Here is a 24,472-nt window from a genome sequence, read left to right on the forward strand (position 1 = left end):
TATTAGCTTATTACTGAGAGATCTAACGGTTTGTTACTGCAAGCAACACCATTTAGATCGCCATAGATATGCATACCTGGTCTAATTTCTACGCCAGCTATGTTTATTGAACAGTTTACTTCGCCAAGATCGCGCTTGGCGGTTTTAATCGGATTAGTTCCCAGCGCTTTAACCGCAACATTAAAGCTATTGATAGTACCAGCGTCGCGAATACACCCTTTGATCACCACACCTTCCCAACCATTGTCCATTGCGCTTTGCGCGATCATGTCACCGAGTAGCGCACGATTCATCGAGCCTTGCCCATCGACGACTAGCACTTTACCGGCGCCGGGTGTTGCTAACAGCTGTTTGACCTTAGAGTTGTCCTCAAAGCAACTGACAGTGACTACCTCGCCATGGAAAATCGCCTTCGCCCCAAAAGCACGCCAGTCAAGCTGGATTAACGTCAAGTCGTCTGGGTAATGGTCAAATAAATCGGGTAGTAAATCTAACATCGCCACTCCTTTGCCGTTCGCGCACAGTGTTGCGCGTTTAATCGTCTAAATTTGTTTAAGTTAGATTACTGATTTAATAGAGGTTCAACAAGCGTATCAAGGTGTTATTACAGCACTATTTACATTAGCGGTTAAATTACACTGAGCCTAAATTGGGTTATCAGCTCTAAAATCAAACACTGCAGTTTGCACGCCGTTTTCGGTTTCGAAGTTTAATGTCATGCGCCAAACCATATAGTCACTACTACATGAGCCATATATGAGGTTGCCTTCAAAGAGTTGCTGGGCATTGTTGACAGGGCTAGCAGCGAGCTTGCCAGGGATAACTCCCATAAACATATCGCGGCCTTCAACTACATAACTGACATTGTTAACAGTTTGATCAAAATTAACTGCTAACTGCAGATTTTCCTCACTTGGCGCATGCTCTGGATAAAGCGTTAACGACACGCCTACCCCATCCACAAGCTGCTTACAAGCCCCTTGCTGAAACTGGCATAAACTTGGGTCTTGAACAATATTTTCATCTGCGCTAGGGGAAGAGTCACCGCATGCCGTAAGAAAAGCCGAGAAAACTAATAGAAATAAGGTGATGCAACGCATTTGTGTCATTTTTAACCTAATAAACATAATTTTTAACATTATCTTGTAGACCTTGATCTAGATCAAATTTCATCTACGGCCAATAGTATCTTTTTTGAATCAGCTCACGTATCATTAACACGCTTCATGATGAATGTTAAAATCATGTTGTAAACCATTGACAAACGTAAGATTAAACGCGCGTCAACAGCGTGTTTTTTGAGCATTGTTAAAATAAACAGGTAAAGCTTGCCTTTACTATAACTACAAAGTCAAAGTAATAAGCCGTGGAAGCATTATGATGAACCATTCCCAGTCTACAGGCGCTGATTACAACTACACTATTGTTCGCCAATTTGCTCTCACAACTGTGTTGTGGGGTATTGTTGGCATGGCAGTAGGTGTGTTAATTGCGGCCCAGTTAATCTGGCCTCAGCTGAACTTCGAAACTCCTTGGTTAACCTATAGTCGTTTACGACCATTGCACACCAATGCAGTTATTTTCGCGTTCGGTACATCAGCCCTATTCGCAACATCCTACTATATCGTTCAACGCACATGTCAAACCAAACTATTTGCCCCTAAATTAGCGGCATTTACGTTCTGGGGATGGCAAGCCATTATTTTATCAGCAGCAATCACTCTGCCATTAGGTTTTACCTCAGGTAAGGAATACGCTGAATTAGAATGGCCAATCGACATCGCCATCACCGTCGTTTGGGTGTGTTACGCCATTGTATTCTTTGGCACCATTATTAAACGAACTACCTCGCACATTTACGTCGCGAACTGGTTCTTTGGTGCATTCATCATCACGGTTGCAGTGCTTCATATTGTTAACTCTATGGCTGTTCCAGTCAGCATGCTTAAGTCGTACTCTATGTACTCGGGCGCTGTCGATGCTATGGTGCAATGGTGGTACGGTCACAACGCGGTTGGTTTCCTACTAACAGCGGGTTTCCTTGGTATGATGTACTACTTCGTACCTAAGCAAGCTGGTCGCCCTGTTTATTCTTACCGTCTATCTATTGTTCACTTCTGGGCATTGATTGCACTCTACATTTGGGCTGGTCCTCACCACCTTCACTATACAGCGCTACCTGACTGGACTCAGTCTCTCGGTATGGTGATGTCGCTAATCCTATTTGCTCCATCTTGGGGTGGTATGATTAACGGTATTATGACGCTTTCTGGTGCTTGGCATAAACTGCGTACTGACCCAGTACTGCGTTTCTTAGTTGTTTCATTGTCTTTTTACGGTATGTCTACCTTCGAAGGCCCAATGATGGCAATCAAAACTGTTAATGCCCTATCTCACTACACTGACTGGACTGTTGGTCACGTGCACTCTGGCGCGTTAGGTTGGGTTGCAATGGTATCAATCGGTTCTTTATACCACTTGATCCCAGTACTGTTTGGTCACGGCCGTATGTACAGCACAAGCCTTGTTAACGTTCACTTCTGGTTAGCGACGATCGGAACAGTGTTATACATCGTATCAATGTGGATATCTGGTGTTATGCAGGGTCTAATGTGGCGCGCGGTTAATTCTGACGGTACGTTAACTTATAGCTTCGTTGAGAGTTTAGAAGCCTCTTACCCATTCTACTTTGTTCGTTTTGTGGGTGGCGCATTCTTCCTTGCTGGTATGTTAATCATGGCTTACAACGTGATTCTTACTGTTAAAGCGAAGAAAGATTCTCTTCCATCACTTTCAGAAGCATAAGGAGCCGATTCGATGAAATTTAATCATGAGTTAATTGAAAAGAACATCGGCTTATTGGGTATTTTCACTGTTATCGCCATTAGCTTTGGTGGTCTAGTGCAAATTACACCGCTTTTGTTCCAAAAAGACACCACAGAGCCAGTTGAAGGCCTACGCCCTTATTCTGCGCTTGAACTTGAAGGTCGCGACATCTACATCCGTGAAGGTTGTTATAACTGTCACAGCCAAATGATCCGTCCACTGCGTGCCGAAACCGAGCGCTATGGCCACTACTCTGTAGCAGGCGAAAGTGTTTGGGATCACCCATTCCAATGGGGTTCAAAGCGTACTGGTCCAGATCTAGCACGTGTAGGCGGTCGTTACAGCGACAAGTGGCATGAAGTTCACTTAATCGACCCACGTATTGTGGTACCTCAATCAAATATGCCTGGTTTCCCATGGCTTATGGATAACACCTTAGACGGTAAGTTAACCCGTAAGAAAATGGAAATCTTGAGCAACTTCCATCCTGATCACAACATGTACAGTGAAGAAGAGCTTGCCGGCGCTGAAGAAGCGGTGAAAGGTAAGACTGAAATGGAAGCGCTAATCGCATATTTGCAATCATTGGGTCACGCACTCAAGTAGGAGGCAATGATGGATTACGGCACTTTTCAAGGCATATTAACCATTATCGTAATGGTCACCTTTGTCGGTATTTTCTACTGGGCGTACAGCTCTCGTAGCAAAAAGAAGTTTGACGAAGCAGCAAACTTAGTCTTTACCGACAAAGAACTTGCTGAAATGTCGAAGGACTCAGGAGAACAAAAGTAATGAGTAACTTCTGGAATATTTGGATTATCATTCCAACACTTTTGGTCATCTTTGGCTGTGTAGTTCTACTTATCGCTTGTACTAAAAACAGCACAGGCGTAGAAGAAGGCAAGTCAATGGGCCATAGTTTTGATGGTATCGAAGAACTAAATAACCCACTGCCGAAGTGGTGGTCTTATATGTTCTACGTCACTATCGTATTTGGCGTAGTTTACCTACTGCTATACCCAGGTCTTGGTAGCTACCAAGGTCTGTTTGGCTGGACCAGTGCTAACCAAAGCGTACGCTCTATGGAAGAGTCAAAAGCTGCGGTTGAAACTGCAAAAGCAAATAACCACCTTTCACAGTACGATGCCGAAGTCGCCAAAGCTGATGCGAAATATGGCCCTATTTTCGACAAGTACTTAGCAACGCCATTAGAAGAGCTAGTAAAAGACGAGCAAGCATTAAATGTTGGTAAACGTTTGTTTATTAACAACTGTGCACAATGTCACGGCTCTGACGCTCGTGGTTCTAAAGGCTTCCCTAACCTAGCTGATGGTAGTTGGTTATACGGTGGTGAGCTTGCAGATATCAAGAAGAGCATCATGGATGGTCGTAAAGGTATGATGCCGCCAAAAGGTGGCTTACCAATCGAAGATAGCGAGCTAAAAGGTTTAACCGAGTATGTGGTTAAGCTTTCTGGCCGCGAGCATGACGCAGCACTTGCAGCACAAGGTCAAGGCTCATTCATGAAAGGTTGTTTTGCTTGTCACGGTATGGACGGTACAGGTAACAAGTTCATGGGTGCACCAAATCTAACTGATGACGCTTGGTTATACGGCGCGAGCCGTGGCGCTATTGAAGAGTCAATCAGAGATGGCCGCGCAGGCGTAATGCCAGCTTGGAAAGATATCTTAGGTGAAGAGAAAGTTCACGTTATCTCTGCCTATGTTTATAGCTTATCTAACAAATAGTTAGCATAAAACTTCATCAAAAGCCTCGATACAAATCGAGGCTTTTTTTTAAGTGAACATTAAGTTATTTCAAGGTAAAATATCTCTACTAATTTATGTCGTATTTTTATTAGGAATTTGTATGTCTGCTCCCCTTCCCTGGTACAAACAATTTTGGCCTTGGTTTCTGATCGTATTACCTATGTGTGCTGTTGTAGCTAGTGTTACTACCCTTAAAATTGCTATGGATAATTCTGACTCATTAGTTGCAGAGGACTATTACAAGCAAGGTAAAGGCATCAATATGGATCTTAAGAAGATCAAACATGCAAAAACCATAGGTATGCAATACCTAGTGACAGTTGATGACCACCAGCTGGTATTGTCTCAACAAGGCGGCCCAGAATACGGCGCAGCATTGAACGTAGACTTCTTTCATCCAACCCTTGAAGACAAGGACTTTGAAGTTCTGGCAACGGCAGACGCCAAAGGCAATTATAAAATAGCACTTCAAGAATCAATTTCTGGTCCTTGGGAGGTGCGTCTTGAAAGCTTTGATGGTAAGTGGCGTATTCAACAGCGCATTGAGATTCAAGATGACGTTGAGTACTGGTTAAATTGAGCAATTGCGCACCACAATCACATGCAGATGAAAACAAGTGTTATCACTGTCATGAGCCTATTCCAGCCAATTTACATCTGACGACAAATATCAATGGTCAAGCGCAGCCGATGTGCTGCCTTGGCTGTCAGGCTATTTCACAAACTATTGTAGATTCTGGGCTAACCAGCTATTACCAATACCGTAGTGAACCTGGCACCAAAGGCGCTGAGTTAGTTCCTTCACAATTACAGCACTTTAACGCTTACGATCTTGAAGAAGTACAGCAAGACTTCGTTCACAAAGACCAACAACGATCCGCTACATCATTAACCATTGAAGGCATTACTTGCGCCGCATGTGCCTGGTTAATTGAACACAAATTAAAGTCTATTGATGGCATTCATTCGATCATGGTTAATTCAACCACCGAGCGTGCGATGGTGTCATGGAACAATGAGCAAATATCGCTCAGTGAAATCCTAACTGCGGTCAGCAAAATTGGCTATCAGGCCGCGCCCTACCAGGTTGATGAGCAAGAAAAAATTGCCAAAAGCAACAGCCGTAAATTCTTATTGCGTTTAGGCCTTGCCGGCTTTGCCACAATGCAAGTTATGATGTTTGCCCTGGCATTGTATTCAGGTTATTTCACCGATTTAGAGCAAGAGTATCGCGATTACTTTCGCTGGGTCAGCATGATATTTGCCGCGCCAGTGGTATTTTATTCAGCTCAGCCATTCTATTTTAGCGCCATAAGAAGCTTACTTGGCGGTAAGTTGAATATGGATTTTTCAGTATCACTTGCTATTGCTGGCGCCTATATCGCCAGCATCGTCGCGACGGTACAAGGCGACGGCGAAGTCTATTTTGAGTCAGTATCCATGTTCACCTTCTTTTTGTTGCTTGGGCGCTATTTTGAGCAAGCGGCAAAACAAAAGGCAAGCGTCAGCTCAAGTAACTTACATAAGTTAGTGCCACTTACAGCAAATTTAGTTACCGATGAAGGCAGTAAACAAATCGCCGCAAAACAGCTAAAACTAGGGGATATAATCAGCGTTAAACCTGGAGAAATGATTGCTGCCGATGGCCTAATAACCAAAGGTTTAAGCGCAATTGATGAATCAATGTTGACTGGTGAACACTTGCCCGTTAACAAAGTGATTGGTGATAAAGCCTATGCCGGCACCATCAATAGCGAGCAGCCTATTGAGTTAAAAGTGACCGCGATTGGACAAGACCAATTAGTTGCCGAGATCATTCGTTTGCAGGAAGTGGCTAGTAACACTAAACCCAAAGTGGCACTGTTGGCAGAGCAAGCCGCCAGTTACTTCTCCGCGGTCATTATCGCCATAGCCGCCATTACCTATATCGCTTGGCAGTTTGTCTCTCCTGAAGATGCATTTTGGGTCACTTTGTCGGTATTAGTGGCAACCTGCCCTTGCGCACTCGCATTAGCCACACCCACAGCGATAACCTGTGCCACCACATTATTTACCAAACTTGGGATCATCACCCGTAAATCAGGCGTGTTTGAAAAACTCCCCAAAATTGATCAGGTTGTGTTTGACAAAACCGGTACCTTAACCCGAGGCCAATTGACAATAGATAGCATTGAGCTGCTAACTGATGAATTTGATAAACAGCAAGTTTGTGAGTTAATTGCTGCGCTAGAGTCATCAAGTTATCACCCGATTGCGCAAGCCTTTAAACCCTTCCCTGCAATGCAAGATGTCACGGACATAGTGCATCACACTGGCGCAGGCATTAGCGCAACTTTCAATAACCAAGCGACCAGCGCAGATAACAATTCCAATAAGGTTAAGTTCGGCTCTGCAAGCTTTGTTAATGCTAACAATAATTCGCACACTTTGGGCAACGCCAATTCAAGTACTGTAGCTCACCAGAAACAACAAGTTTATTTATCGATTAATGACCAGCTAGTCGCCGTATTCACGCTAAGCGATGCAATACGTGAAGATAGCAAGCACACCATTGCAGATTTGAACAAACTTAATATTGCATCGAGCATTGCCAGCGGCGATCAATCAGGCCATGTCAATTACGTAGCCGACACCCTTGGCATTGCTGAAGTACAATCAGGACTTTCACCTCAAGGTAAACTTGATTATGTACAGCAGCTACAAGTAAATAAACAGGTCGCCATGTTTGGCGACGGTATTAACGATGCGCCAGTACTTGCCGGTGCCAACCTCTCTGTAGCGATGGGCAGCGGTACTGCACTCGCGCAAAATAGCGCTGATTTAATCTTACTTGGCGACAAACTGTCTAGATTTAGCCAGGCAATTGATATCGCCAAAAAGACCCACCGTATTATTCGTCAAAACTTGATTTGGGCGCTGGGATACAATGTGCTGATCATCCCATTAGCGGTAACCGGACACGTGTTGCCTTATATCGCTGCAATTGGCATGTCGTTAAGTTCGATTATTGTTGTCAGTAACAGTCTACGTCTGCTTAGGACTAAATTATGAGTATTATCTACGTACTGATCCCCATTGCGATGTTGTTTGTGCTTATCGCTGTGGGCATCTTTTTTTGGGCTGTGCGCAGCGAGCAATTTGACGATTTAGAGCGTCAAAGCGTGTCAATTTTATTTGACGATGACACTAAGCCTGCTGCCAATTCAGGCTCGTCAAACCAAGCTGACGGTGATAGTAAAACAGAAAATAGAGCCGCAGAAAGTAACCAACAATCATCAGCCCAAAAAGAGCCTAACTAATGGAGCTTTCAATTTGGGGCGCATTTATGGTTGGACTAATGGGCGCCGCACATTGCTTTGGTATGTGCGGAGGCCTTGTTGGCGCGTTTTCAACGAGTATTGCTAACTCCAATCAAGGTAATTATCTTGCACGCCAATTGGGCTTTCTTGTTAGTTACAACCTAGGGCGCATAATCAGTTACACCCTGGCAGGTATGTTAGTCGGTGGCGGCGCAGCTGCCCTAAGTCAGCTATTTGCCATTGATAATTATCTGGTTTTTTTGCGGTTATTTGCCGGCATTATGATGATTGCGACTGGGCTTTTTATTAGTCAGCTATGGATGGGTATCACCCACATCGAGAAAATGGGCCAAGTCATTTGGCGTTTTCTTAATCCTATCGCTAAAAAGCTGCTGCCAATACGTCATCAAGGCCAAGCCCTTGTAGCGGGATTAATATGGGGCTGGCTGCCATGTGGACTAGTTTATAGCACCCTAACCTGGTCTATCGCATCAGGCAGTATGCTCCAAGGCGGCCTTATTATGCTGGCCTTTGGTTTGGGTACTTTACCAGCGCTACTAAGCGCTGGTGTGGCAGCAAAGCAGCTTGCACAATGGGTGCAACACAAAGCGGTACGCCTTATCAGTGGCTTACTGATTATCGCTTTTGGTATGCAGACGATTTACATAGCAATTGCCCAGCTAAGCTAGCTGAAAACTCAGATTTGGTTTAACATAGGCGGGTTAAAATTGATTGAGACAAGGTATGCCTACAGATCTAAATAAAGCTCGTCGCGCGTCAACAGGTGGTTGTGCAATTCATTGCCATGATTGCAGTATGGGAGCATTGTGTATTCCCTTTACCCTTAACGACTCTGAATTAGATCGTCTCGACAATATAATCGAGCGCAAAAAGCCAGTGCAAAAAGGTGATCAGATTTTTAAATCTGGTGATCAACTCAAAGCACTTTATGCGATTCGCTCAGGTACCATCAAAAGTTACACCATTACAGAACAAGGTGATGAGCAAATTACTGGCTTTCATTTAGCTGGCGATGTAATTGGTTTCGATGGCATTCATGATTTAGAACATCAGAGTTTTGCGCAAGCGCTAGAAACCTCAATGGTGTGCGAGATCCCTTACGATACGCTTGATAACCTTTCAGGCACCATGCCTAAACTTAGACAGCAAATCATGCGCTTAATGAGTAATGAGATCATGAGCGACCAAGAAATGATTTTGCTGCTATCTAAAAAGAATGCTGAAGAACGTCTCGCCGCATTTATCCATAACCTAGCCACTCGTTTTGGTAGCCGTGGATTCTCACCAAATGAATTCAGGCTGACTATGACGCGCGGTGATATCGGCAACTATCTTGGCTTAACCGTTGAGACTATTAGCCGTCTATTAGGCCGCTTCCAAAAAGCGGGAATGATCGAAGTTAAAGGTAAATACATTGTCATTGTCGACCAGCAAGCACTAAGCGTACTTGCCGGAAGTGCCAGAATTGCAACGTAAAAAGTAGCTTTTTTGATCTAATTCAATGTTTATTTTTCCCACAGTAGTGATACTGTATTTAGTAGAAAAAGCTAAAATACAATTGCTTGGGAGTGAACATGAAGGATTACAACAAAGTACTCGTCGTCATCAACCCGACTACAGATCATCAAGCGGCATTAGACCGTGCGGTAGACTTGGCATCCAAAAGCCAAGCTGAAGTTATCGCCTTCTTGTCTATTTTTGATTTTTCTTACGAAATGACCTCTATCTTGTCGCATCAAGAGCGTGAAGCCATGCGACAAGGCGTTATCGATCAGCGTAAAGCCTGGCTCGATGATATTCTCGCGCAATACCAACCGCGCGGTGTGAATATTCACTCAGAAGTAGTTTGGCATAACCGTCCATTTGAAAGTGTTATTAACTACGCAATGGAGCATGATGTCGACTTAATCGTCAAAGGCACTCATGACCATGACAAACTCAAAGCGGTTATCTTCACCCCTACTGACTGGCACTTGATGCGTAAGGCTCCTATTCCTGTGCTAATGGTTAAAGAGCATGACTGGCCAGTTAATGGCAAGATTATTTGTGCAATTAACGTAGCTTGCGAAGATGAAGAACACCAAAACCTCAATGGTAAAGTCATCCAATATGCTAAGCACCTAGCTGATAAGTTCTCTGCTTCGGTCCACCTAGTTAATGGCTACCCTGGTACACCTGTTAACTTGGCTATCGAGTTACCAGACTTTGACGCTAACAGCTATAACGACACCATCAGAATGCAACATGAGCAGCGAGTGCAGTACATAGCGCAAACCTATGAGATCCCATTTGAGAACTGTCATGTTGAAGAAGGTTTACCTGAAGATATCATTCCAGATATGGCGCAAAAGCTTGATGCCGAGTTAGTTATCTTAGGCACTGTTGGTCGTACAGGCTTCTCTGCAGCGCTTATTGGTAACACCGCTGAGCATGTGATTGACAGCATTAACTGTGATTTACTGGCAATCAAACCTGATGGTTTTAAATCACCACTTGAAGAAGAGTAACCGCTTCATAAGCGTCACAGAGCTTAACGGTAAGCAAAGTTTGAGCTGGTACATTCGAGCAGACAAAGCCCAATGATTTTTCATTGGGCTTTTGATTTTAACCACAGGGAAAATTCGTACTAGCTGGTCTTACGATTTACCTTTTCATCATCGACTCCATACTGATCAATGCTTCACAACTCCCCCGCTTTTTAATTCACTTTTTGTAGCTAAACTTTTTGTAATTCAACTTTTTGCAACTCAAGAGTGTCATCACATACTGCGTTAAGTAGCTCACCGTCATGACTGACAATGACTAGCGTAATGTCACTTTCGCGCACAAACGAGACTAAAAGCTGCATCACTTGTTTGGCAGTGATAGGGTCAAGCCGCGATACGGCTTCGTCAGCGAAAATAAACTCAGGTTTCAGTAGCATAAGCCTTAGTAAAGCAAGTCTTTGTAACTCACCACCAGATAATTGGCTAGGAAGCTTATCTAATAAACTAGCGCTCAAATTTAATTTTGGTAGCAGCGTCTGTACCTCATAGGATTTTACATGCGCTAAAGACGTCAAATCTTGCAATTGCACTCTAATGCTGTAACTTGGCTCAAAGCTACTAATTGGGTCTTGATACAGCTTTAACCAACGAGCTTTATCTTTATGCGCGACTTGCAGCTCACCAGCAATTGGTACAATTAAACCAAGCAAGGTATCACCTAAGGTGGTTTTACCTACGCCGCTGTCGCCTGCTAAGCCAATGATTTGTCTCTTATATATAGTGAAGTCTATTGGCTTGATAATGGCTCGCTGCGCCCTTCCCACTTGCAGCTTTTTTGCTTGAATAACTGTAATTCGCTCATCATCTTGTCGACTTACATCATTACCTTTTGCACTAGGAAACACTTGTAGCGGTTTGGCTCGATGATTAACATCAGCGCGCCAATGCTTAGGGTTGGCTTGAATTAGGCTTTTTGTGAATTCATGACTGGCATCAAGCTCAATTGTCGCGGCATTAATTGATTCAATTAACAGGCCCTGCTTGATAACTAAGACCTTGCCACCAATGGCTTTTACCAAGTTCAAATCATGGGTCACGCAAATGAGTCCAGCTTGAGCGCCATAAGCATTGAGGTTAGCGTAAAGCCGCTTACAGCAGCCATCATCTAGCCCTTTAGTAGGCTCATCTAGCAGCAATAGTCGCGAGTTGTTGGTGGTAGCACATAAGTAGGCAAGACGCTGCGCCATTCCGCCCGAAAGATGTCTTGGATACTTGTCATAGGCACTTATCAAGCCCGCATCTTGCATCTGCTCAAGACTCAGACTCACGGCTGCTCGCCTACCAATGCCATTTAAGCAGGAGTGGATTTCGCTGAGTTGTTGATAGTTAACCATTAACGGGTCAAGTAATGTCACAGGCTCTTGAGGAAGCAAAGATATGCTTGGGCCCCACAGCGCCGCCAGCTGTTTATCTGACAAAGCCACGCCATCAAATGCAATTGTGCCTCGCCTAATTAACCCTGTGGGAAGGCAGCCCATAATGGCTTGCAAAATTAAGCTCTTGCCCGCGCCTGTTTCTCCAATAATACAAACAGGGTTATTGATATTAACCTCAAAGCTGATTGGCGCGACAAGCAGTTGTTTGTTAGTACTAGCAATTGATGACTGATTTAATTTGAACATGGTTAACAACTGCTTAAAGCAAGCTGAGTGTGAAGCCAACTCAATGCTGAGGTTTTCAACCTTAAGTAGCGAAGGTTTTGACTTGAGTTTAGGCGCAGGTTTGGGTTTAGAGATAGTTTTGGGTTTATAAATAGGTTTGGGTTTAGAAATAGATTTGGATTGAGAGGCCATCATAATTTGCTCACCTCGGCCGGCGATTGGTTTTCTGCCGTACTTTCCTTTGCTGAGCTGTCGTTTGCAAAGTTGCCGTTTGCAGAGTTATCACTCGTCAGGTGGCACTCAGGCGAAACTTTGCTAGACGTTCTATCACTGTCAGCCATCAAGTGAAAACTTAGCACCAGCAGTGAAATAGCCACTAATGGCTGCGCGACTAACCAAGGTGCTTGTTGATAGTATGGAAATAGCTCAACACTCATTAATCCAAGCTCCGCGGTTGGAGGCTGAATGCCAACATACACAAACCCAAGCCCTGCCATCATCAATATCGCGTTAGCCGCACCAAATGCCATCATGGTAGACAGTGTCGGCGCAAGATCTGGGATGATATGACGCTTTATCAGGTAGCGGTTGTCAAAACCCAACAAGCGTGAATTTTCAGCTCTAGGGCTAGCGAGAATGGCTATAGCACGTTGACGCGTTACCCGGTAATACTCAACCCATTGTACCAACGCAATGGCGATATAAATCAACAATAATGACCCGGGCACCATTGCAGATAACAACAGCACAATCACTAATGCTGGTAAAGCCAAAACGATATTACTCACCCCATCGATAAAGCCCGCCAGCCTAGCCGGGCTAAATACAGAGACTAAACCTAAGCCTACCCCAGCTATGCTCGCCGTTAGTACGCAAATAACCCCAAGCATTAATGACAATACAATGGCACTGGCAAGGCGCATTAACATGCTACGACCATACTGATCCGTACCTAACCAATGCTCTAAACTCGGTATGGTCAACGTATGCTGCAGGTTCTGCCCATCTATCGAAAAACCGCTAAAACAAAGCACCAACAGACTGAGCCCAAGCATGGCAATTAGTAAAACTAGGCCAACAAATTGCTTTACTGACATGCGATTAAAAGCAGATACAGTCAATTGCGACAGACTTGTAGGATAATTTGTTGGCATTTATTCAAGCCCTCTTGGGTCAAGCTTGTAGCAAATCAAATCGGTTATAGTGTTTACCGCGACAAACAAAAAGCCCATCATCAAGGCGCAGCCTTGGATAACAGGTACGTCTCTGGCAAATATCGCGTGCGCAAGCCCGTGGCCAATTCCCGGCCAGCTAAACAGCGACTCAATCATCACTATGCCTTCAATCACAATTACCAGTTGAATGCCAAGATAAGTCACCACAGGCGCGGATATATTCTTTACACCGTGACGCAGCAATGTTTGCTTAACCGATAACCCTTTAAAACGAGAGAACTGATAAAAGGCAGATTGGCTCACATCAAGTGCGTTGACGTATATAACCCGATTAGTCACCGCAGCCAAGCTTATGCCTAAGGTAAATGCAGGGAGCAATAAATACTGCCAGGAGCCGTAGCCCGCAACAGGCGCTAAGTTAAGCTCAATGGCAAATATCGCAATCAAAACAATGCCAATCACAAATACTGGCATTGACTTAGTCAATACAGATATCAAACTAATGAACGGGTTTAGGATGCGCGGATACTTCACGCTTAACAGTCCAAAGGGGATTGATATGAGTAACGCGATAAGCACCGCAGATATTGCCAGCACCAGTGAATGGCCAACTTGGTGGTATAGCATGTCAGATACGTTCTGGCCGCTAACTAGCGAGGTGCCAAAATTAAAACGAATGAGATCGTTAAACCAATACATCAAGCTCTCAACAAGCCCTGCATCTAGATTCAATTCAATCGCAACTTGCTGCGCAGCCAACATCGACACATTGTCTTGCCCATAGCGCCCTGCGGCAATGCGGTAGGCCATGTCACCGGGCAGAGAGTGCATGATCAAAAACGACAACACGCCCACAACCAGCATTACCGAAAACAGTTGTAATATGCGCCGATATAAAATATCTATCACCATAGTTCACACACCCGTTTATTTTCGCGCCTATACGTCGTGAACCTCATTGTCGATTCGCTCACTTTCGATTTACTACTTGCTCTGAAACTTGTCATTAGCGCGGCTCACCCTCGGAAGGTTCCTTAAAACTCAGCTGATTGATGAAATAGCTGCGCTCAAACGGGTCGAAAGAGAAATTTCTGATACGTTTATTTACGCTGATGTTTTGCCGATAATGGGCAATGGCAAGCACAGGGAATTGTTGTTCAATGGCGTTTAGCGCATCTTGTTTTAATTCACTTGAAACATTAGATATCTGAGCTTGTTTAAACAGAGCGTCGACAGCATCGTCTCGCCAGTTCATCGCCCCCCAATCCCCCCCGCCATTGGCGTAATCCTGCAAGATTGTCATCAACGGGTCGGCTAGAAAACCAAAATTTCGCGCCATCAATCCAACTTGTAAGCTGCCATCATGGTGACCTGCGGGGATCATGCTTGAGTTAGTTACATTGATATCAAGCTTGATACCAAGCTTTGCCCACTGCGCCTGCACGGCTGTCGCCACTTTAGTTAACTCAGGTCTATCGGCATAGGTCACTAGCGTTAGTTTAAAATGCTGCTTGTGAGCATCGAGCAGTATTCCATCGATTTGTTTCCAACCAGCTTGCTTGAGTAACTGCTTAGCAAGCGTTAAACGCTCAGAGCTTGATTGCATCTGTTTTTGATGCTCTGAATTTATTGGTTTATGCCACTCTGTAAAACTTAGTGGTAATAAGCTTGTACTTGCCGCTGCTTTATCTCCGATGATGGTTTCCGCTATGCCTTGCCTATCAAGAGCAAGACTCAGTGCTTGTCGTACACGCACATCGTGAAGCTGGCTATCACCGCTGTTTAATTTCAGGAGTAGCGTTCTTGGGATCGGCGCAGAGATAATCTCAACCGGCGCATCTGCTAATTGTGGGAATGACGATGATGCCAGCGTAAATACAATATCTGCTTCTTGTGATTTCGCTTGCAGCACTCGACTTTCCGCTCTATGACCAGTTAAGTAGCTGGCATAGGTAATTGACGGTTTTTGCCCCCAATAACTATCATTTGCCTTAACAATGAGTTTATGTGGTGGCGAGAAATGCATAACTGAATAAGGCCCGGTGCCAATAAGCTCGGTGACCTCGCCATCTGTAAAGCTTGCTGGGGCGATTATCGCATTAGCATAATGGGTGAGCAGTAAACCCAGCATGGGATAAGGCTTGTTTAAGGCAATAACTACCTCTCGCTCATCGATAGCCTCAATTGATGCTATCGGTGACATTCGCAAACTGCCATGAGTCGCTAATGCGGCTTGCAGACTTTGCTCCACAGCTTTGGCATTTAACCCACTGCCATCATGGAATGTCACGCCCTCACGCAAATTAAAATGCCAGCTCAGTCCGTCATGAGTTTGCCAATAATCCGTTGCTAATGCGGGTATTAGCTGGCCTTTCTTGTCTACATCCAGCAGAGTTTCAATCACCTGCATGCGGGTATAAATATAGCCGTGCTTGGCTGGCTCGAATGAGGTGAACTCCCATGGGCCACTAATGGATACAGTGTTATGCCGCTGCACCTGATAAAATTTATCGGCGAGAATGTGGTTAAACAGCATTGCAACGAGTATGAATGCAATACTTGCAACAATCGCCAGTTTGACCCGAGCAACTAACACTCGTCGTTCAAGCTGCGCGGTTAATGGGTGGGACATATAAGCTCGATAATACAGTCTTTAGCTTGGTAGCTCAGATGACATAAAAATTTTAGAAGATACAGACTGTTATACGCAATTACAGCCAAGGTTCTCAAGGGAACAGATCACATATCTTTAAGCTGATTGAGCTAAGCTTTTCAAAAACAGATCTCAGCTGCATTTTGAGTAACTAGCACTTGCTAGTAGTCCAGCAAATGCTTGTTAACAACTCGTTAGTTTAGGTCAAGTAATGCCGCGCAAAGCTTTACCATTCTTGCTAATACTGGAATAATACGCGCCCTGAAACTCAAGTAAGCAAGCGGTCAAAGGTATGTCTGAACTGGCACAAGAAACCATCAAGAAAAATATTACTCGTATGAACAAGTTACAAAAGCGTCTGCGTCGTGAAGTTGGCAGTGCCATTGCTGACTACAACATGATTGAAGATGGCGACAGAGTAATGTGCTGTTTATCTGGCGGTAAAGACAGCTATGCCATGCTAGACATCTTGCTTAATTTGCAGCAGCGTGCGCCAATCAAATTTGAAATTGTGGCGGTAAACCTTGATCAAAAACAGCCAGGGTTTCCAGAAGATGTATTACCAAAATACCTAGACCAAGTAGGCGTTGCTTATCATATTCTTGAAAAAGACACCTACTCGATCGTTAAAGAGAAAATCCCTGAAGGTAAAACTACCTGCTCTTTATGCTCGCGCTTACGCCGCGGCACGCTATATGGCTTTGCCCAACGTATTGGCGCAACAAAAATTGCCCTAGGGCACCACAGAGATGACATCATCGAAACCATGTTCTTAAACATGTTCTATGGCGGTAAAATGAAAGCCATGCCGCCTAAGTTACTGTCTGACGATGGCGCTAACATGGTGATCCGCCCGCTTGCCTACTGCCGCGAAAAAGACATTGCCGAGTACGCAAAACTTAAGGAATTCCCGATCATTCCGTGTAATTTATGCGGTTCACAGGAAAACCTTAAGCGTCAAGCAATTAAAGATATGATGAAGCAATGGGACAAGCAGCATCCAGGTCGCATTGAAACCATCTTTACTGCGATGCAAAACACTGCGCCATCTCAGGGTGTTGACCGTGAGCAGTTTGACTTTGTAAGCCTTAAGCGCGATCCAAATGCACCAATGAAGGGCGACGTGGCTGAAGCTGACTTGCCAGCATTTGATTTCTTAGATATCAGTAACAGCGGCCATATTAATCTAGATGAAGCTGCGCCAGATAGAGGCCAGCGCATCGATGTGGTGGAAACCTTCCAGCCATAAGCTTGGTCTAAACATAGCGAAATAAATATCGATTCTGAAACAAAAACAGCCTCAAATGAGGCTGTTTTTTTTGCTTGATTAATATTACTAAACCTAAGCTAACTCTAATTCAAATGCGGGCTGATCACTGTTGGCATTTGACTAAACTCTATGTGCTTCGCATTTTCTATTAACTCACGAGTTAAGGTGGCGCTAAAGTGATCACCTTGCTTGGTTTGCTCTAATTCCACAGGCTTGCCATCGATCAACACGCGGTTAAGCTCTGACTCAAATTGCAGCTTAATACCCGCAACAGGATCAGAAAAATACTTCATCGGAAAACCCAGTAAGCTATCAAGCAGTTTATCCATATCTGCCATCAAGTCTGTAAGTTCGCTTGCTGAGTAACTCTGCTTAACTGATTTCGCGCGCACCTGCACCGCTAAGCCACACTGTTTACCATCGCCATCAACGGTCAGGTTAATCAAGGCGCGGTCAGATTTAAGCTGTGGGTCGTAAGGGATAAATAATCGCTGCTCAGCATTATAAGTCAGTGGGAACTGTTGCTTCTCTGTACGTATATCGCCACTCACTATCTTGCAGCCCGGTTTTTCAGGCACAGAAAAGACTAAATCAACTAATGGGTGATTGCTCTTATGAGCACGCTTAAGCTTGTCATAAAAGCCGTTGTATTCCAGTGAGATAGTTTCACTGTAAGCAACACAGGAAAACAGGCTAGTTGTGAAAAGACCAGTAACAGATAATGCGACAATAACTGCTTTACGCATTGACGGCGGTTCCTTGTAATAGTTTTTTATTGTGACGCAGCATATCGAGTAGCTCGTCGATATAAGCTTGTTTACGCTCAGAATAATGCATAAGGCCATAAACTAACTCTTCGGCAGTAGGCTCTATGTGCTGGGCACGAAGATCAGCTCGAATTGAGCGAAACATCTTGTATGCCTGATTGTTGTTTAGGTTATTCATATAGGCGATTACGGAGTCTTTCGGTGAGTCAAACACCGCTACCTCATGGTTCAACCCTGGTGTACGCGACAATGGCACGAGACCGCAACCTTTTGAGAAGCACCACTGACCAAAATAGTTATTACCTTTTTGTGAAAAGCGCGAGCTACCCCAACCGCTTTCATTGGCGGCTTGTACCAGCACAAGTTCAACAGGGATAGTGTCGACTTTAAGCAACAACTGCTTGAGCTGTTTAATGCCAATGTCTTTACCCGCCAGTCGGTAGCGTTTAGCGATTCTATCAAGTTGAAGCTTTTCTGCTGCAGTGAGCGGCTCGCCTTCTTGCAGGTGGGCAAGAATAGATTGGATTTGTTTGCGCTCATTAATGATCATGGTGTTTTCTTCAATCACTAATGGGCGAAAGTAGTTAAAAAAGGTCAATTTTTTCTGAGTGACATCGTCCACCGCTTTAAAGTCTGGCAGTGGTGTCTCGTCTTTTTCAACTTCAGATTTAATGACTCTTGAAATACTAGGTAACTGTTTATCAATAAATGGGATCACTCCTGCTCTAAACACAATAATCAGTACTACTATGGTTGCCAAAGCTAGGGTAAATTTTCCAACGCGACCTGTTTTCAAGCTGTCATCCTTATCGCAATAATTTGCATGGATTATAAACCGAACTCATCATAAAACAGAAATCTATTCTTGTCGGGGTTTGGTAACTATTTGCATAAGTAAAAACAAAAAACGAGCACCTAAGTGCTCGTTTTTGCTATGTGTTTAGTATTTGGTATCTAGTAACTAATAGCTAAAGCACTTGTGCAATCGCTTTACACACAACTGGTAAGTTTGCCTTTGTTAAGCCTGCGACACTGATGCGGCCAGAGCCTACAATATACACGCCAAACTCGTCTTTTAGTCGCGCCACTTGCTCTTTGCTTAGGCCAGAGAAACTAAACATACCATTTTGCTTGGCAATAAAGCTGAAGTCTTGGGTCACACCTTCTGCTGCCAATGTGGCAACAAACAGCTCGCGCATCTGGGCAATACGGCTACGCATTTGTGCAAGCTCTTGCTCCCACTCAGCGCGAAGCTCAGCGTCGGCTAAAATTGTCGACACAATTAAGCCGCCATGTGCAGGCGGGTTTGAGTAGCTAGAGCGAATGGTTTTCTTAACCTGGCTAAATGCGCGCTCAGCTTCTTCGCTATTAACTGCTACTAAGGTAACTGCGCCAATGCGCTCATTGTATAAACCAAAGTTTTTAGAGAATGAGTTAGCAACGATAAGCTCAGACACTTGCGCAGCAACGGTGCGTAGACCTTGCGCATCTTCTTCAATACCCGCGCCGAAACCCTGATAAGCAAAATCAAATAAAGGCACTAGCTGCTGCTTAACACATAACTCGCCAATTTGACGCCATTGGTCGATCGTGAGGTCAATACCGGTTGGATTATGGCAGCAACCGTGCAATAACACGATATCGCCAGCTTTTGCGTTAGCAAGACTGGCTAACATTGCATCAAAGTCAATGTCGTGTTGTTCAGCAACATAGTAATCGTAAGTTTCGATATTTAGGCCAGCGGCACTGAAAATACTCTGATGGTTAGCCCAGGTTGGGTTACTTACCCAAATCGTGTCCGCACTAGTGTTATTAACTAAGAACTCTGCCGCCATACGCAGTGAGCCGGTACCACCTGGAGCCTGCGCTGTACGCGCGCGCTTATCTGCAATAATTGGGCTAGCATCACCAAAAAGCAAAGCTTGTACTGCTTGGTTATAGGCTTGTACACCGTCAATGCCTAAATAGCTTTTAGATTTCTCAATCTCAATCAACTTAGCTTCAGCTTTCTTCACTGAAGAAAGTACCGGCGTCTGCCCTGCTTCATCCTTATAAATACCTACGCCTAGATTAACTTTATTTGGGCGTGTATCGGCTTTAAATGCATCGGTTAAGCCTAAAATCGGATCCGCTGGAGCTTGAGTGACATTAGAGAAAATCATACTAGGTGTCCTAAATTTCTTTTAAGGGTAACAATTGAGGGTAATTGATGTTTCAACCAGCGTAACTTATACCATTGTATTGCCGTGGTGAGTAGCGAGAACTCATCATGTTGTTAAGAAACTCATAATTTATGAACAATACTCAGTTTTCGTCCTACAAAATTATTAAATCAACAATAGTTTTAACCTAATAGACAAAAATGTCGACTCAAACGCCAGTTTCGCAAAACAGATGGATGGTAGAGTTGAACTAGGGAATAGTTCGCTCAGGACTGAAAACAAAAAAGCACCTTTAAAAGGTGCTTTTAAACGTCTAATTAGACTCAGTTTAAGGTTTTGAGCCTATTTTTGGCTTGGCAAAGATAGCGTTGTTAAACCTAGCATCTTCTGCATAACACCAACTACCTGGCAGCTATAGCCAAACTCGTTGTCGTACCAAACATAAAGAATAGCGCGCTTACCATCAGCAATCGTAGCTTGTGAATCAACAACACCAGCATAACGAGAACCAACTAAGTCATTTGACACAATTTCAGTCGACTCAGTGAAGTCGATTTGATATTGCAGATCAGATTGCAATGCCATGTGCTTCAAGTAATCGTTCATTTCGTCACGATCAGTTTCACCGTTTAGGTTCAAGCTGATAATCGCCATCGATACATTTGGCGTAGGAACGCGGATAGCATTACCTGTTAGCTTACCTTCAAGAGCCGGTAGCGCTTTAGATACCGCTTTCGCAGCACCTGTTTCAGTGATAACCATGTTTAATGGTGCACTGCGACCGCGGCGGTCAGCTTTGTGGTAGTTGTCGATAAGGTTTTGGTCGTTAGTGTACGAGTGAATCGTCTCAACGTGACCATTCTCAATACCATACTTATCGTTAACCGCTTTAAGAATTGGGGTAATGGCATTAGTAGTACAACTTGCCGCAGATACGATAGTGTCAGTATCTAGAATGTCACTGTCGTTCACACCGTAAACGACGTTTTTGATTGCGCCTTTAGCAGGAGCAGTCAATAGTACCTTGCTCGAACCTTTACTCTTAAGGTGCAGACCTAGGCCATTTTCGTCTTTCCAGATACCCGTGTTATCAACTACTAGCGCATCATTGATGCCATATTTTGTGTAGTCAACTTCATCTGGCGAGTTTGCGTAGATAACTTGAATGTAAGTACCGTTAGCAATAATTGCATTGTTTTCTTCATCGACTTCAACCGAGCCGTTAAATGCACCATGAACTGAGTCGCGACGTAGCAAGCTTGCACGCTTTTCAAGGTCACCCTTCTTACCACCACGCAGTACAATTGCACGTAAACAAAGCTTGTTGCTTTGACCTGTACGCTCAATCATAAGACGCGCTAATAAACGACCGATACGACCGAAACCGTATAACACAACATCACGTGCTGGTGTGTCGTCACCATAGTTCATTGCACCTTCTAGCTCACGAGTCATGTAAGCTTGGATTTCAGATGCATCTGAATGGTTTTTCCAGTAGTTAACCGCTAGCTTACCGATATCAACTTTACAGTGTTTAACAGCAAGTTTGCTTAATGCTTCTACGAATGGGAAGCTTTCACGTAAACGTAGCTTTTCACCAACGTGACGACGTACTAATCGATGAGCTTTGATAACCTCAATGGTTGAAGCACTTAATAACGGCTTACCATACAACATAACCTCAACACCTTGGTTACGGTATAGCTTACCGAGCAATGGTTGCATTGCTTCTGCCATTTCAAATCGTTCTTGCCAGCTACGTAAATGTTTATCTGCGCTCATGAAGGGATCCTTTATCTCACTTTTCGTCATTTATTTGAAGAAAGGTTTGAGTAACAAAAAGAAAAGACCAATAATGATTTTATAATAGGGGCTCAGCCCCGCTAGGTCGGCGACATTGTAATGAAATCTAATCTATTTCGCCAGTAACAAATTTCCTGTAAACATGTAATTTTATTAGACAAATTTAAGATTTGGAGTCAATTTGAGACGGAATTTTGTAATAATTACATCAATTGGTTTGTCGGGGTTATTTTTCGGGCTTTTTGGCTGCGAAAATGACCGAAATAGCGACCAGATTTGTAAAAATAATCCTCAACTTTGTGCCGATCTTCATCGAGATAGTTGGTGTCGATACGAAAAAGGCGACCTGATCCGCCATCGTTACCAATTAATGAACAGCCCAACACCGAGTGGTAAACAATTATTCGACCTTCTCATTCACCTTGAAGATTACAGTAACTGTATTGAACTTGCTGCAGGCGTTGAGCACATCTTGCACCCTGAGAGAACTCAAGACAGAAAACGTGCGTTTGCAGTGAGCACGCAAACGCTAGCTGAGCTGCGCGAATACACTAAAGACAACCCCGATTTACATTTGGCCTACTATCGCTGGCTCAGATTTAATGACTTCCCCTCTTTGCAAATCGTATTGGACCAGTTTGAACAAGGATTAGTTAACGACAACCAAATAAAGGCATCATTAGCAAGTCACTTTGTGCGCATTGACCAAGCAAAATCAAAAGCACTTTATTTAGAACTACTGTCCGTCGACGACCCAGATGGCTTTAATACTGACTGGTTATTGGGTTTAGCTTCGGTTTATCAAAGGTTGCAAGATTTTGAAAATGCCTACTTGTTCACCAAGGCTAATATTCTCATGACAGACAATAAAGCCGATGAAAGACAGCTACTCGGCTTCATTAATGGCAATAAACAATTGGCAAACCAACTAGACACCCAAGCACAAGCGTTAGTTGATTCCATCGAAAGTGGAAATTTTGCCACTTCAGAAATTGGTCAAAAATTAATTAACCTGCAATAAACCAATTCGTAAAAAACGTCTATCATAGGTGTTAACTTGACGTGACACGTGTTTTTGTAAAAAAAATACGAAATTGTTAGTCGATATGACGATAAAAAGCGCATTTTAGCTTGACCAAGTCGTACAATTTGGTAATTTTACTACCAGGCGTTAGACGAGCCACCAGATTATTTTCACTAGAGGGATATGAGATGACTATCCGTGTTGCAATTAACGGCTATGGCCGTATCGGTAGAAATGTTTTACGTGCACTTTACGAAAGCGAAAAGGATTACCCAATCGAAATCGTCGCACTCAATGACCTAGGCGATGCTTCAATCAACGCACACCTAACTAAATACGACTCTGTACACGGTCGTTTCAATGCAAGCGTTGAGCATGATGAAGAAGCGATTTATGTCAATGGTGACAAGATCTTAACTTTCCAAGAGCGTGACCCTTCTAAGCTTCCTTGGGCTGATCTAAAGGTTGACGTAGTTTACGAATGTACTGGTATCTTCACTTCGAAAGAATCAGTTCAACCTCACCTAGATGCAGGTGCTAAAAAAGTCATTATTTCTGCACCAGGTAAAAACGTCGATGCGACAGTAGTATACGGTGTAAACCAAGAAGTACTAACTGCAGACATGACAGTTATCTCTAACGCTTCTTGTACCACTAACTGTTTAGCGCCATTTGCTAAGCCGTTAAATGACGCTGTTGGTATCGAGTCTGGTTTAATGACCACTATTCACGCGTACACCAACGACCAACGTCTTTCTGACGTTTACCACACTGATCTACGCCGCGCTCGTGCTGCTGCTATGTCGATGATCCCAACTAAAACAGGTGCTGCTGCAGCTGTGGGTCTAGTCGTACCAGAGCTTCAAGGTAAGTTTGACGGTATGGCTGTACGTGTACCAACGGTAAACGTGTCATTAGTTGATTTAACCTTTGTTGCTGGTCGCGACACTAGCGTTGAAGAAATTAACCAAATCGTGACTGATGCTGCTAAGCAAATGCCACTAGGTGAAGTACTTGCAGTAAACGAGCAGCCATTGGTGTCTATCGACTTTAACCACAACCCTTATTCTTCAAACTTTGACGCGACACAAACTAAGGTTAACGGTCGCCTAGTTAAAGTAATGGCTTGGTACGACAACGAATGGGGCTTCAGCAACCGTATGTTAGACAACACAGTTGCACTAATGAACGCCAAGTAATTTCGCTCAATTAGCCAATTCGAATCATCAAAAGCCTCGCTCATGCGAGGCTTTTTTGTTTTGGATGTTTACTATGTTCTCTTGACCTTACCCATAAAAAACCGCTTCAAAAAGCGGCTTTCATATAACGAACTAAAGAGTAGGGCCTGTTGATCTTTCAAGATTATTTTTGCAGCTACTTGTTGGAAATTTATACAAGGCAGCGACTTTGATGTGTGGTTGTTCCACATGATAAGTCGTTAACGCAGTAGAAATGACAACAAGTGCTGCCTGAAAGGTTCGTTTAAAAGCACTTTACTCTTTGTTGTGAGCGAGTTTGTGTAGGTGACTAGACCTCATCGCTCACGCCGCGATTAA

The 24,472-nt window shown here is 43.9% G+C and carries 23 protein-coding genes; 13 read left to right on the forward strand and 10 right to left on the reverse strand.

Annotated elements, in window-relative coordinates; genetic code table 11:
• Positions 1-2: 2 nt before the first annotated feature.
• Positions 3-497: a putative 4-hydroxy-4-methyl-2-oxoglutarate aldolase gene (locus tag G3R49_RS12940; RefSeq protein WP_167869954.1), complete on the reverse strand. Its 495-nt coding sequence runs from the start codon at positions 495-497 to the stop codon at positions 3-5.
• 147 nt (positions 498-644) lie between these two features.
• Positions 645-1,109, reverse strand: a complete 465-nt coding sequence (locus G3R49_RS12945; RefSeq protein WP_167869955.1) for a hypothetical protein — start codon at positions 1,107-1,109, stop codon at positions 645-647.
• A 268-nt stretch (positions 1,110-1,377) separates the two neighbouring features.
• Between G3R49_RS12945 and ccoN the strand changes: the two genes are divergently transcribed.
• The 10 genes from ccoN to uspE all read left to right on the forward strand — a co-directional run bounded on the left by ccoN (position 1,378) and on the right by uspE (position 10,422).
• Complete coding sequence (gene ccoN / locus G3R49_RS12950; RefSeq protein WP_130602891.1) at positions 1,378-2,805, forward strand: cytochrome-c oxidase, cbb3-type subunit I; 1,428 nt, start codon at positions 1,378-1,380, stop codon at positions 2,803-2,805.
• 12 nt (positions 2,806-2,817) lie between these two features.
• Positions 2,818-3,432, forward strand: a complete 615-nt coding sequence (ccoO, locus tag G3R49_RS12955) for a cytochrome-c oxidase, cbb3-type subunit II (RefSeq protein WP_130602889.1) — start codon at positions 2,818-2,820, stop codon at positions 3,430-3,432.
• 9 nt (positions 3,433-3,441) lie between these two features.
• Positions 3,442-3,618: a cbb3-type cytochrome c oxidase subunit 3 gene (locus G3R49_RS12960; RefSeq protein ID WP_130602887.1), complete on the forward strand. Its 177-nt coding sequence runs from the start codon at positions 3,442-3,444 to the stop codon at positions 3,616-3,618.
• A complete protein-coding gene (gene ccoP / locus G3R49_RS12965; protein WP_130602885.1) occupies positions 3,618-4,574 on the forward strand; it encodes a cytochrome-c oxidase, cbb3-type subunit III in 957 nt (318 codons plus the stop codon). The genes G3R49_RS12960 and ccoP overlap by 1 nt, the downstream gene beginning before the upstream one ends.
• Before the next feature lie 121 nt (positions 4,575-4,695).
• On the forward strand, positions 4,696-5,175 hold the full coding sequence (locus G3R49_RS12970; RefSeq protein WP_167869956.1) for a FixH family protein: 480 nt from the start codon (positions 4,696-4,698) through the stop codon (positions 5,173-5,175).
• Complete coding sequence (locus G3R49_RS12975) at positions 5,172-7,646, forward strand: heavy metal translocating P-type ATPase (protein WP_280954608.1); 2,475 nt, start codon at positions 5,172-5,174, stop codon at positions 7,644-7,646. Before G3R49_RS12970 ends, G3R49_RS12975 begins: the two co-directional genes overlap by 4 nt.
• Positions 7,643-7,894: a cbb3-type cytochrome oxidase assembly protein CcoS gene (gene ccoS, locus G3R49_RS20120; protein ID WP_242620272.1), complete on the forward strand. Its 252-nt coding sequence runs from the start codon at positions 7,643-7,645 to the stop codon at positions 7,892-7,894. The genes G3R49_RS12975 and ccoS overlap by 4 nt, the downstream gene beginning before the upstream one ends.
• The gene (locus G3R49_RS12985) at positions 7,894-8,583 is read left to right on the forward strand and encodes a sulfite exporter TauE/SafE family protein (protein ID WP_167869957.1); all 690 of its coding nucleotides are present in this window, start codon (positions 7,894-7,896) and stop codon (positions 8,581-8,583) included. Before ccoS ends, G3R49_RS12985 begins: the two co-directional genes overlap by 1 nt.
• 55 nt (positions 8,584-8,638) lie before the next feature.
• A complete protein-coding gene (etrA, locus tag G3R49_RS12990; RefSeq protein WP_130602879.1) occupies positions 8,639-9,391 on the forward strand; it encodes an electron transport transcriptional regulator EtrA in 753 nt (250 codons plus the stop codon).
• Positions 9,392-9,489: 98 nt separating this feature from the next.
• On the forward strand, positions 9,490-10,422 hold the full coding sequence (gene uspE / locus G3R49_RS12995) for a universal stress protein UspE (protein WP_167869958.1): 933 nt from the start codon (positions 9,490-9,492) through the stop codon (positions 10,420-10,422).
• A 209-nt stretch (positions 10,423-10,631) separates the two neighbouring features.
• Here the strand turns inward: uspE and G3R49_RS13000 are convergent, their stop codons facing one another.
• The 4 genes from G3R49_RS13000 to G3R49_RS13015 all read right to left on the reverse strand — a co-directional run bounded on the left by G3R49_RS13000 (position 10,632) and on the right by G3R49_RS13015 (position 15,869).
• Positions 10,632-12,083 (reverse strand): ATP-binding cassette domain-containing protein, encoded by a 1,452-nt coding sequence (locus G3R49_RS13000; protein WP_167869959.1) that lies wholly within the window; start codon positions 12,081-12,083, stop codon positions 10,632-10,634.
• Between the two features lie 170 nt (positions 12,084-12,253).
• On the reverse strand, positions 12,254-13,216 hold the full coding sequence (locus tag G3R49_RS13005; RefSeq protein ID WP_210147219.1) for an ABC transporter permease: 963 nt from the start codon (positions 13,214-13,216) through the stop codon (positions 12,254-12,256).
• A complete protein-coding gene (locus G3R49_RS13010; RefSeq protein ID WP_210147220.1) occupies positions 13,217-14,149 on the reverse strand; it encodes an ABC transporter permease in 933 nt (310 codons plus the stop codon).
• A gap of 94 nt (positions 14,150-14,243) precedes the next feature.
• A complete protein-coding gene (locus G3R49_RS13015) occupies positions 14,244-15,869 on the reverse strand; it encodes an ABC transporter substrate-binding protein (RefSeq protein WP_167869960.1) in 1,626 nt (541 codons plus the stop codon).
• Positions 15,870-16,182: 313 nt separating this feature from the next.
• Between G3R49_RS13015 and ttcA the strand changes: the two genes are divergently transcribed.
• The gene (ttcA, locus tag G3R49_RS13020) at positions 16,183-17,139 is read left to right on the forward strand and encodes a tRNA 2-thiocytidine(32) synthetase TtcA (protein ID WP_167869961.1); all 957 of its coding nucleotides are present in this window, start codon (positions 16,183-16,185) and stop codon (positions 17,137-17,139) included.
• 104 nt (positions 17,140-17,243) lie between these two features.
• Here ttcA and G3R49_RS13025 read toward each other — a convergent pair whose 3' ends face one another.
• From G3R49_RS13025 to G3R49_RS13040, 4 genes are all read right to left on the reverse strand, one after another.
• Positions 17,244-17,906, reverse strand: a complete 663-nt coding sequence (locus tag G3R49_RS13025) for a DUF2987 domain-containing protein (RefSeq protein ID WP_167869962.1) — start codon at positions 17,904-17,906, stop codon at positions 17,244-17,246.
• Complete coding sequence (locus G3R49_RS13030; RefSeq protein WP_167869963.1) at positions 17,899-18,723, reverse strand: glucosaminidase domain-containing protein; 825 nt, start codon at positions 18,721-18,723, stop codon at positions 17,899-17,901. Before G3R49_RS13030 ends, G3R49_RS13025 begins: the two co-directional genes overlap by 8 nt.
• Positions 18,724-18,895: 172 nt before the next feature.
• Positions 18,896-20,089 carry an amino acid aminotransferase gene (locus G3R49_RS13035; RefSeq protein ID WP_167869964.1) on the reverse strand — a complete coding sequence of 398 codons (1,194 nt, stop codon included), beginning with the start codon at positions 20,087-20,089 and terminating at the stop codon, positions 18,896-18,898.
• Between the two features lie 342 nt (positions 20,090-20,431).
• Entirely contained in the window at positions 20,432-21,871 is a 1,440-nt protein-coding gene (locus tag G3R49_RS13040) for a glyceraldehyde-3-phosphate dehydrogenase (protein WP_167869965.1), read from the reverse strand.
• Between the two features lie 238 nt (positions 21,872-22,109).
• Here G3R49_RS13040 and G3R49_RS13045 point away from each other — a divergent pair, with 238 nt between their 5' ends.
• A complete protein-coding gene (locus G3R49_RS13045; RefSeq protein WP_245335370.1) occupies positions 22,110-22,913 on the forward strand; it encodes a DUF2989 domain-containing protein in 804 nt (267 codons plus the stop codon).
• 191 nt (positions 22,914-23,104) lie between these two features.
• On the forward strand, positions 23,105-24,115 hold the full coding sequence (gap, locus tag G3R49_RS13050) for a type I glyceraldehyde-3-phosphate dehydrogenase (protein WP_167869967.1): 1,011 nt from the start codon (positions 23,105-23,107) through the stop codon (positions 24,113-24,115).
• The last annotated feature ends 357 nt before the right edge of the window (positions 24,116-24,472 follow it).

Origin of the sequence: Shewanella sp. WXL01 (assembly GCF_012263345.1) — a bacterium.
Lineage (GTDB): Bacteria > Pseudomonadota > Gammaproteobacteria > Enterobacterales > Shewanellaceae > Shewanella > Shewanella maritima.

Coding starts and splice junctions, on each gene's coding strand:
- G3R49_RS12940 (WP_167869954.1), bottom strand. CDS start 497: ATGTTAGATTTACTACCCGATTTATTTGACCATTACCCAGACGACTTG.
- G3R49_RS12945 (WP_167869955.1), bottom strand. CDS start 1,109: ATGACACAAATGCGTTGCATCACCTTATTTCTATTAGTTTTCTCGGCT.
- ccoN (WP_130602891.1), top strand. CDS start 1,378: ATGATGAACCATTCCCAGTCTACAGGCGCTGATTACAACTACACTATT.
- ccoO (WP_130602889.1), top strand. CDS start 2,818: ATGAAATTTAATCATGAGTTAATTGAAAAGAACATCGGCTTATTGGGT.
- G3R49_RS12960 (WP_130602887.1), top strand. CDS start 3,442: ATGGATTACGGCACTTTTCAAGGCATATTAACCATTATCGTAATGGTC.
- ccoP (WP_130602885.1), top strand. CDS start 3,618: ATGAGTAACTTCTGGAATATTTGGATTATCATTCCAACACTTTTGGTC.
- G3R49_RS12970 (WP_167869956.1), top strand. CDS start 4,696: ATGTCTGCTCCCCTTCCCTGGTACAAACAATTTTGGCCTTGGTTTCTG.
- ccoS (WP_242620272.1), top strand. CDS start 7,643: ATGAGTATTATCTACGTACTGATCCCCATTGCGATGTTGTTTGTGCTT.
- G3R49_RS12985 (WP_167869957.1), top strand. CDS start 7,894: ATGGAGCTTTCAATTTGGGGCGCATTTATGGTTGGACTAATGGGCGCC.
- etrA (WP_130602879.1), top strand. CDS start 8,639: ATGCCTACAGATCTAAATAAAGCTCGTCGCGCGTCAACAGGTGGTTGT.
- uspE (WP_167869958.1), top strand. CDS start 9,490: ATGAAGGATTACAACAAAGTACTCGTCGTCATCAACCCGACTACAGAT.
- G3R49_RS13000 (WP_167869959.1), bottom strand. CDS start 12,083: ATGTTCAAATTAAATCAGTCATCAATTGCTAGTACTAACAAACAACTG.
- G3R49_RS13005 (WP_210147219.1), bottom strand. CDS start 13,216: ATGCCAACAAATTATCCTACAAGTCTGTCGCAATTGACTGTATCTGCT.
- G3R49_RS13010 (WP_210147220.1), bottom strand. CDS start 14,149: ATGGTGATAGATATTTTATATCGGCGCATATTACAACTGTTTTCGGTA.
- G3R49_RS13015 (WP_167869960.1), bottom strand. CDS start 15,869: ATGTCCCACCCATTAACCGCGCAGCTTGAACGACGAGTGTTAGTTGCT.
- ttcA (WP_167869961.1), top strand. CDS start 16,183: ATGTCTGAACTGGCACAAGAAACCATCAAGAAAAATATTACTCGTATG.
- G3R49_RS13025 (WP_167869962.1), bottom strand. CDS start 17,906: ATGCGTAAAGCAGTTATTGTCGCATTATCTGTTACTGGTCTTTTCACA.
- G3R49_RS13035 (WP_167869964.1), bottom strand. CDS start 20,089: ATGATTTTCTCTAATGTCACTCAAGCTCCAGCGGATCCGATTTTAGGC.
- G3R49_RS13040 (WP_167869965.1), bottom strand. CDS start 21,871: ATGAGCGCAGATAAACATTTACGTAGCTGGCAAGAACGATTTGAAATG.
- gap (WP_167869967.1), top strand. CDS start 23,105: ATGACTATCCGTGTTGCAATTAACGGCTATGGCCGTATCGGTAGAAAT.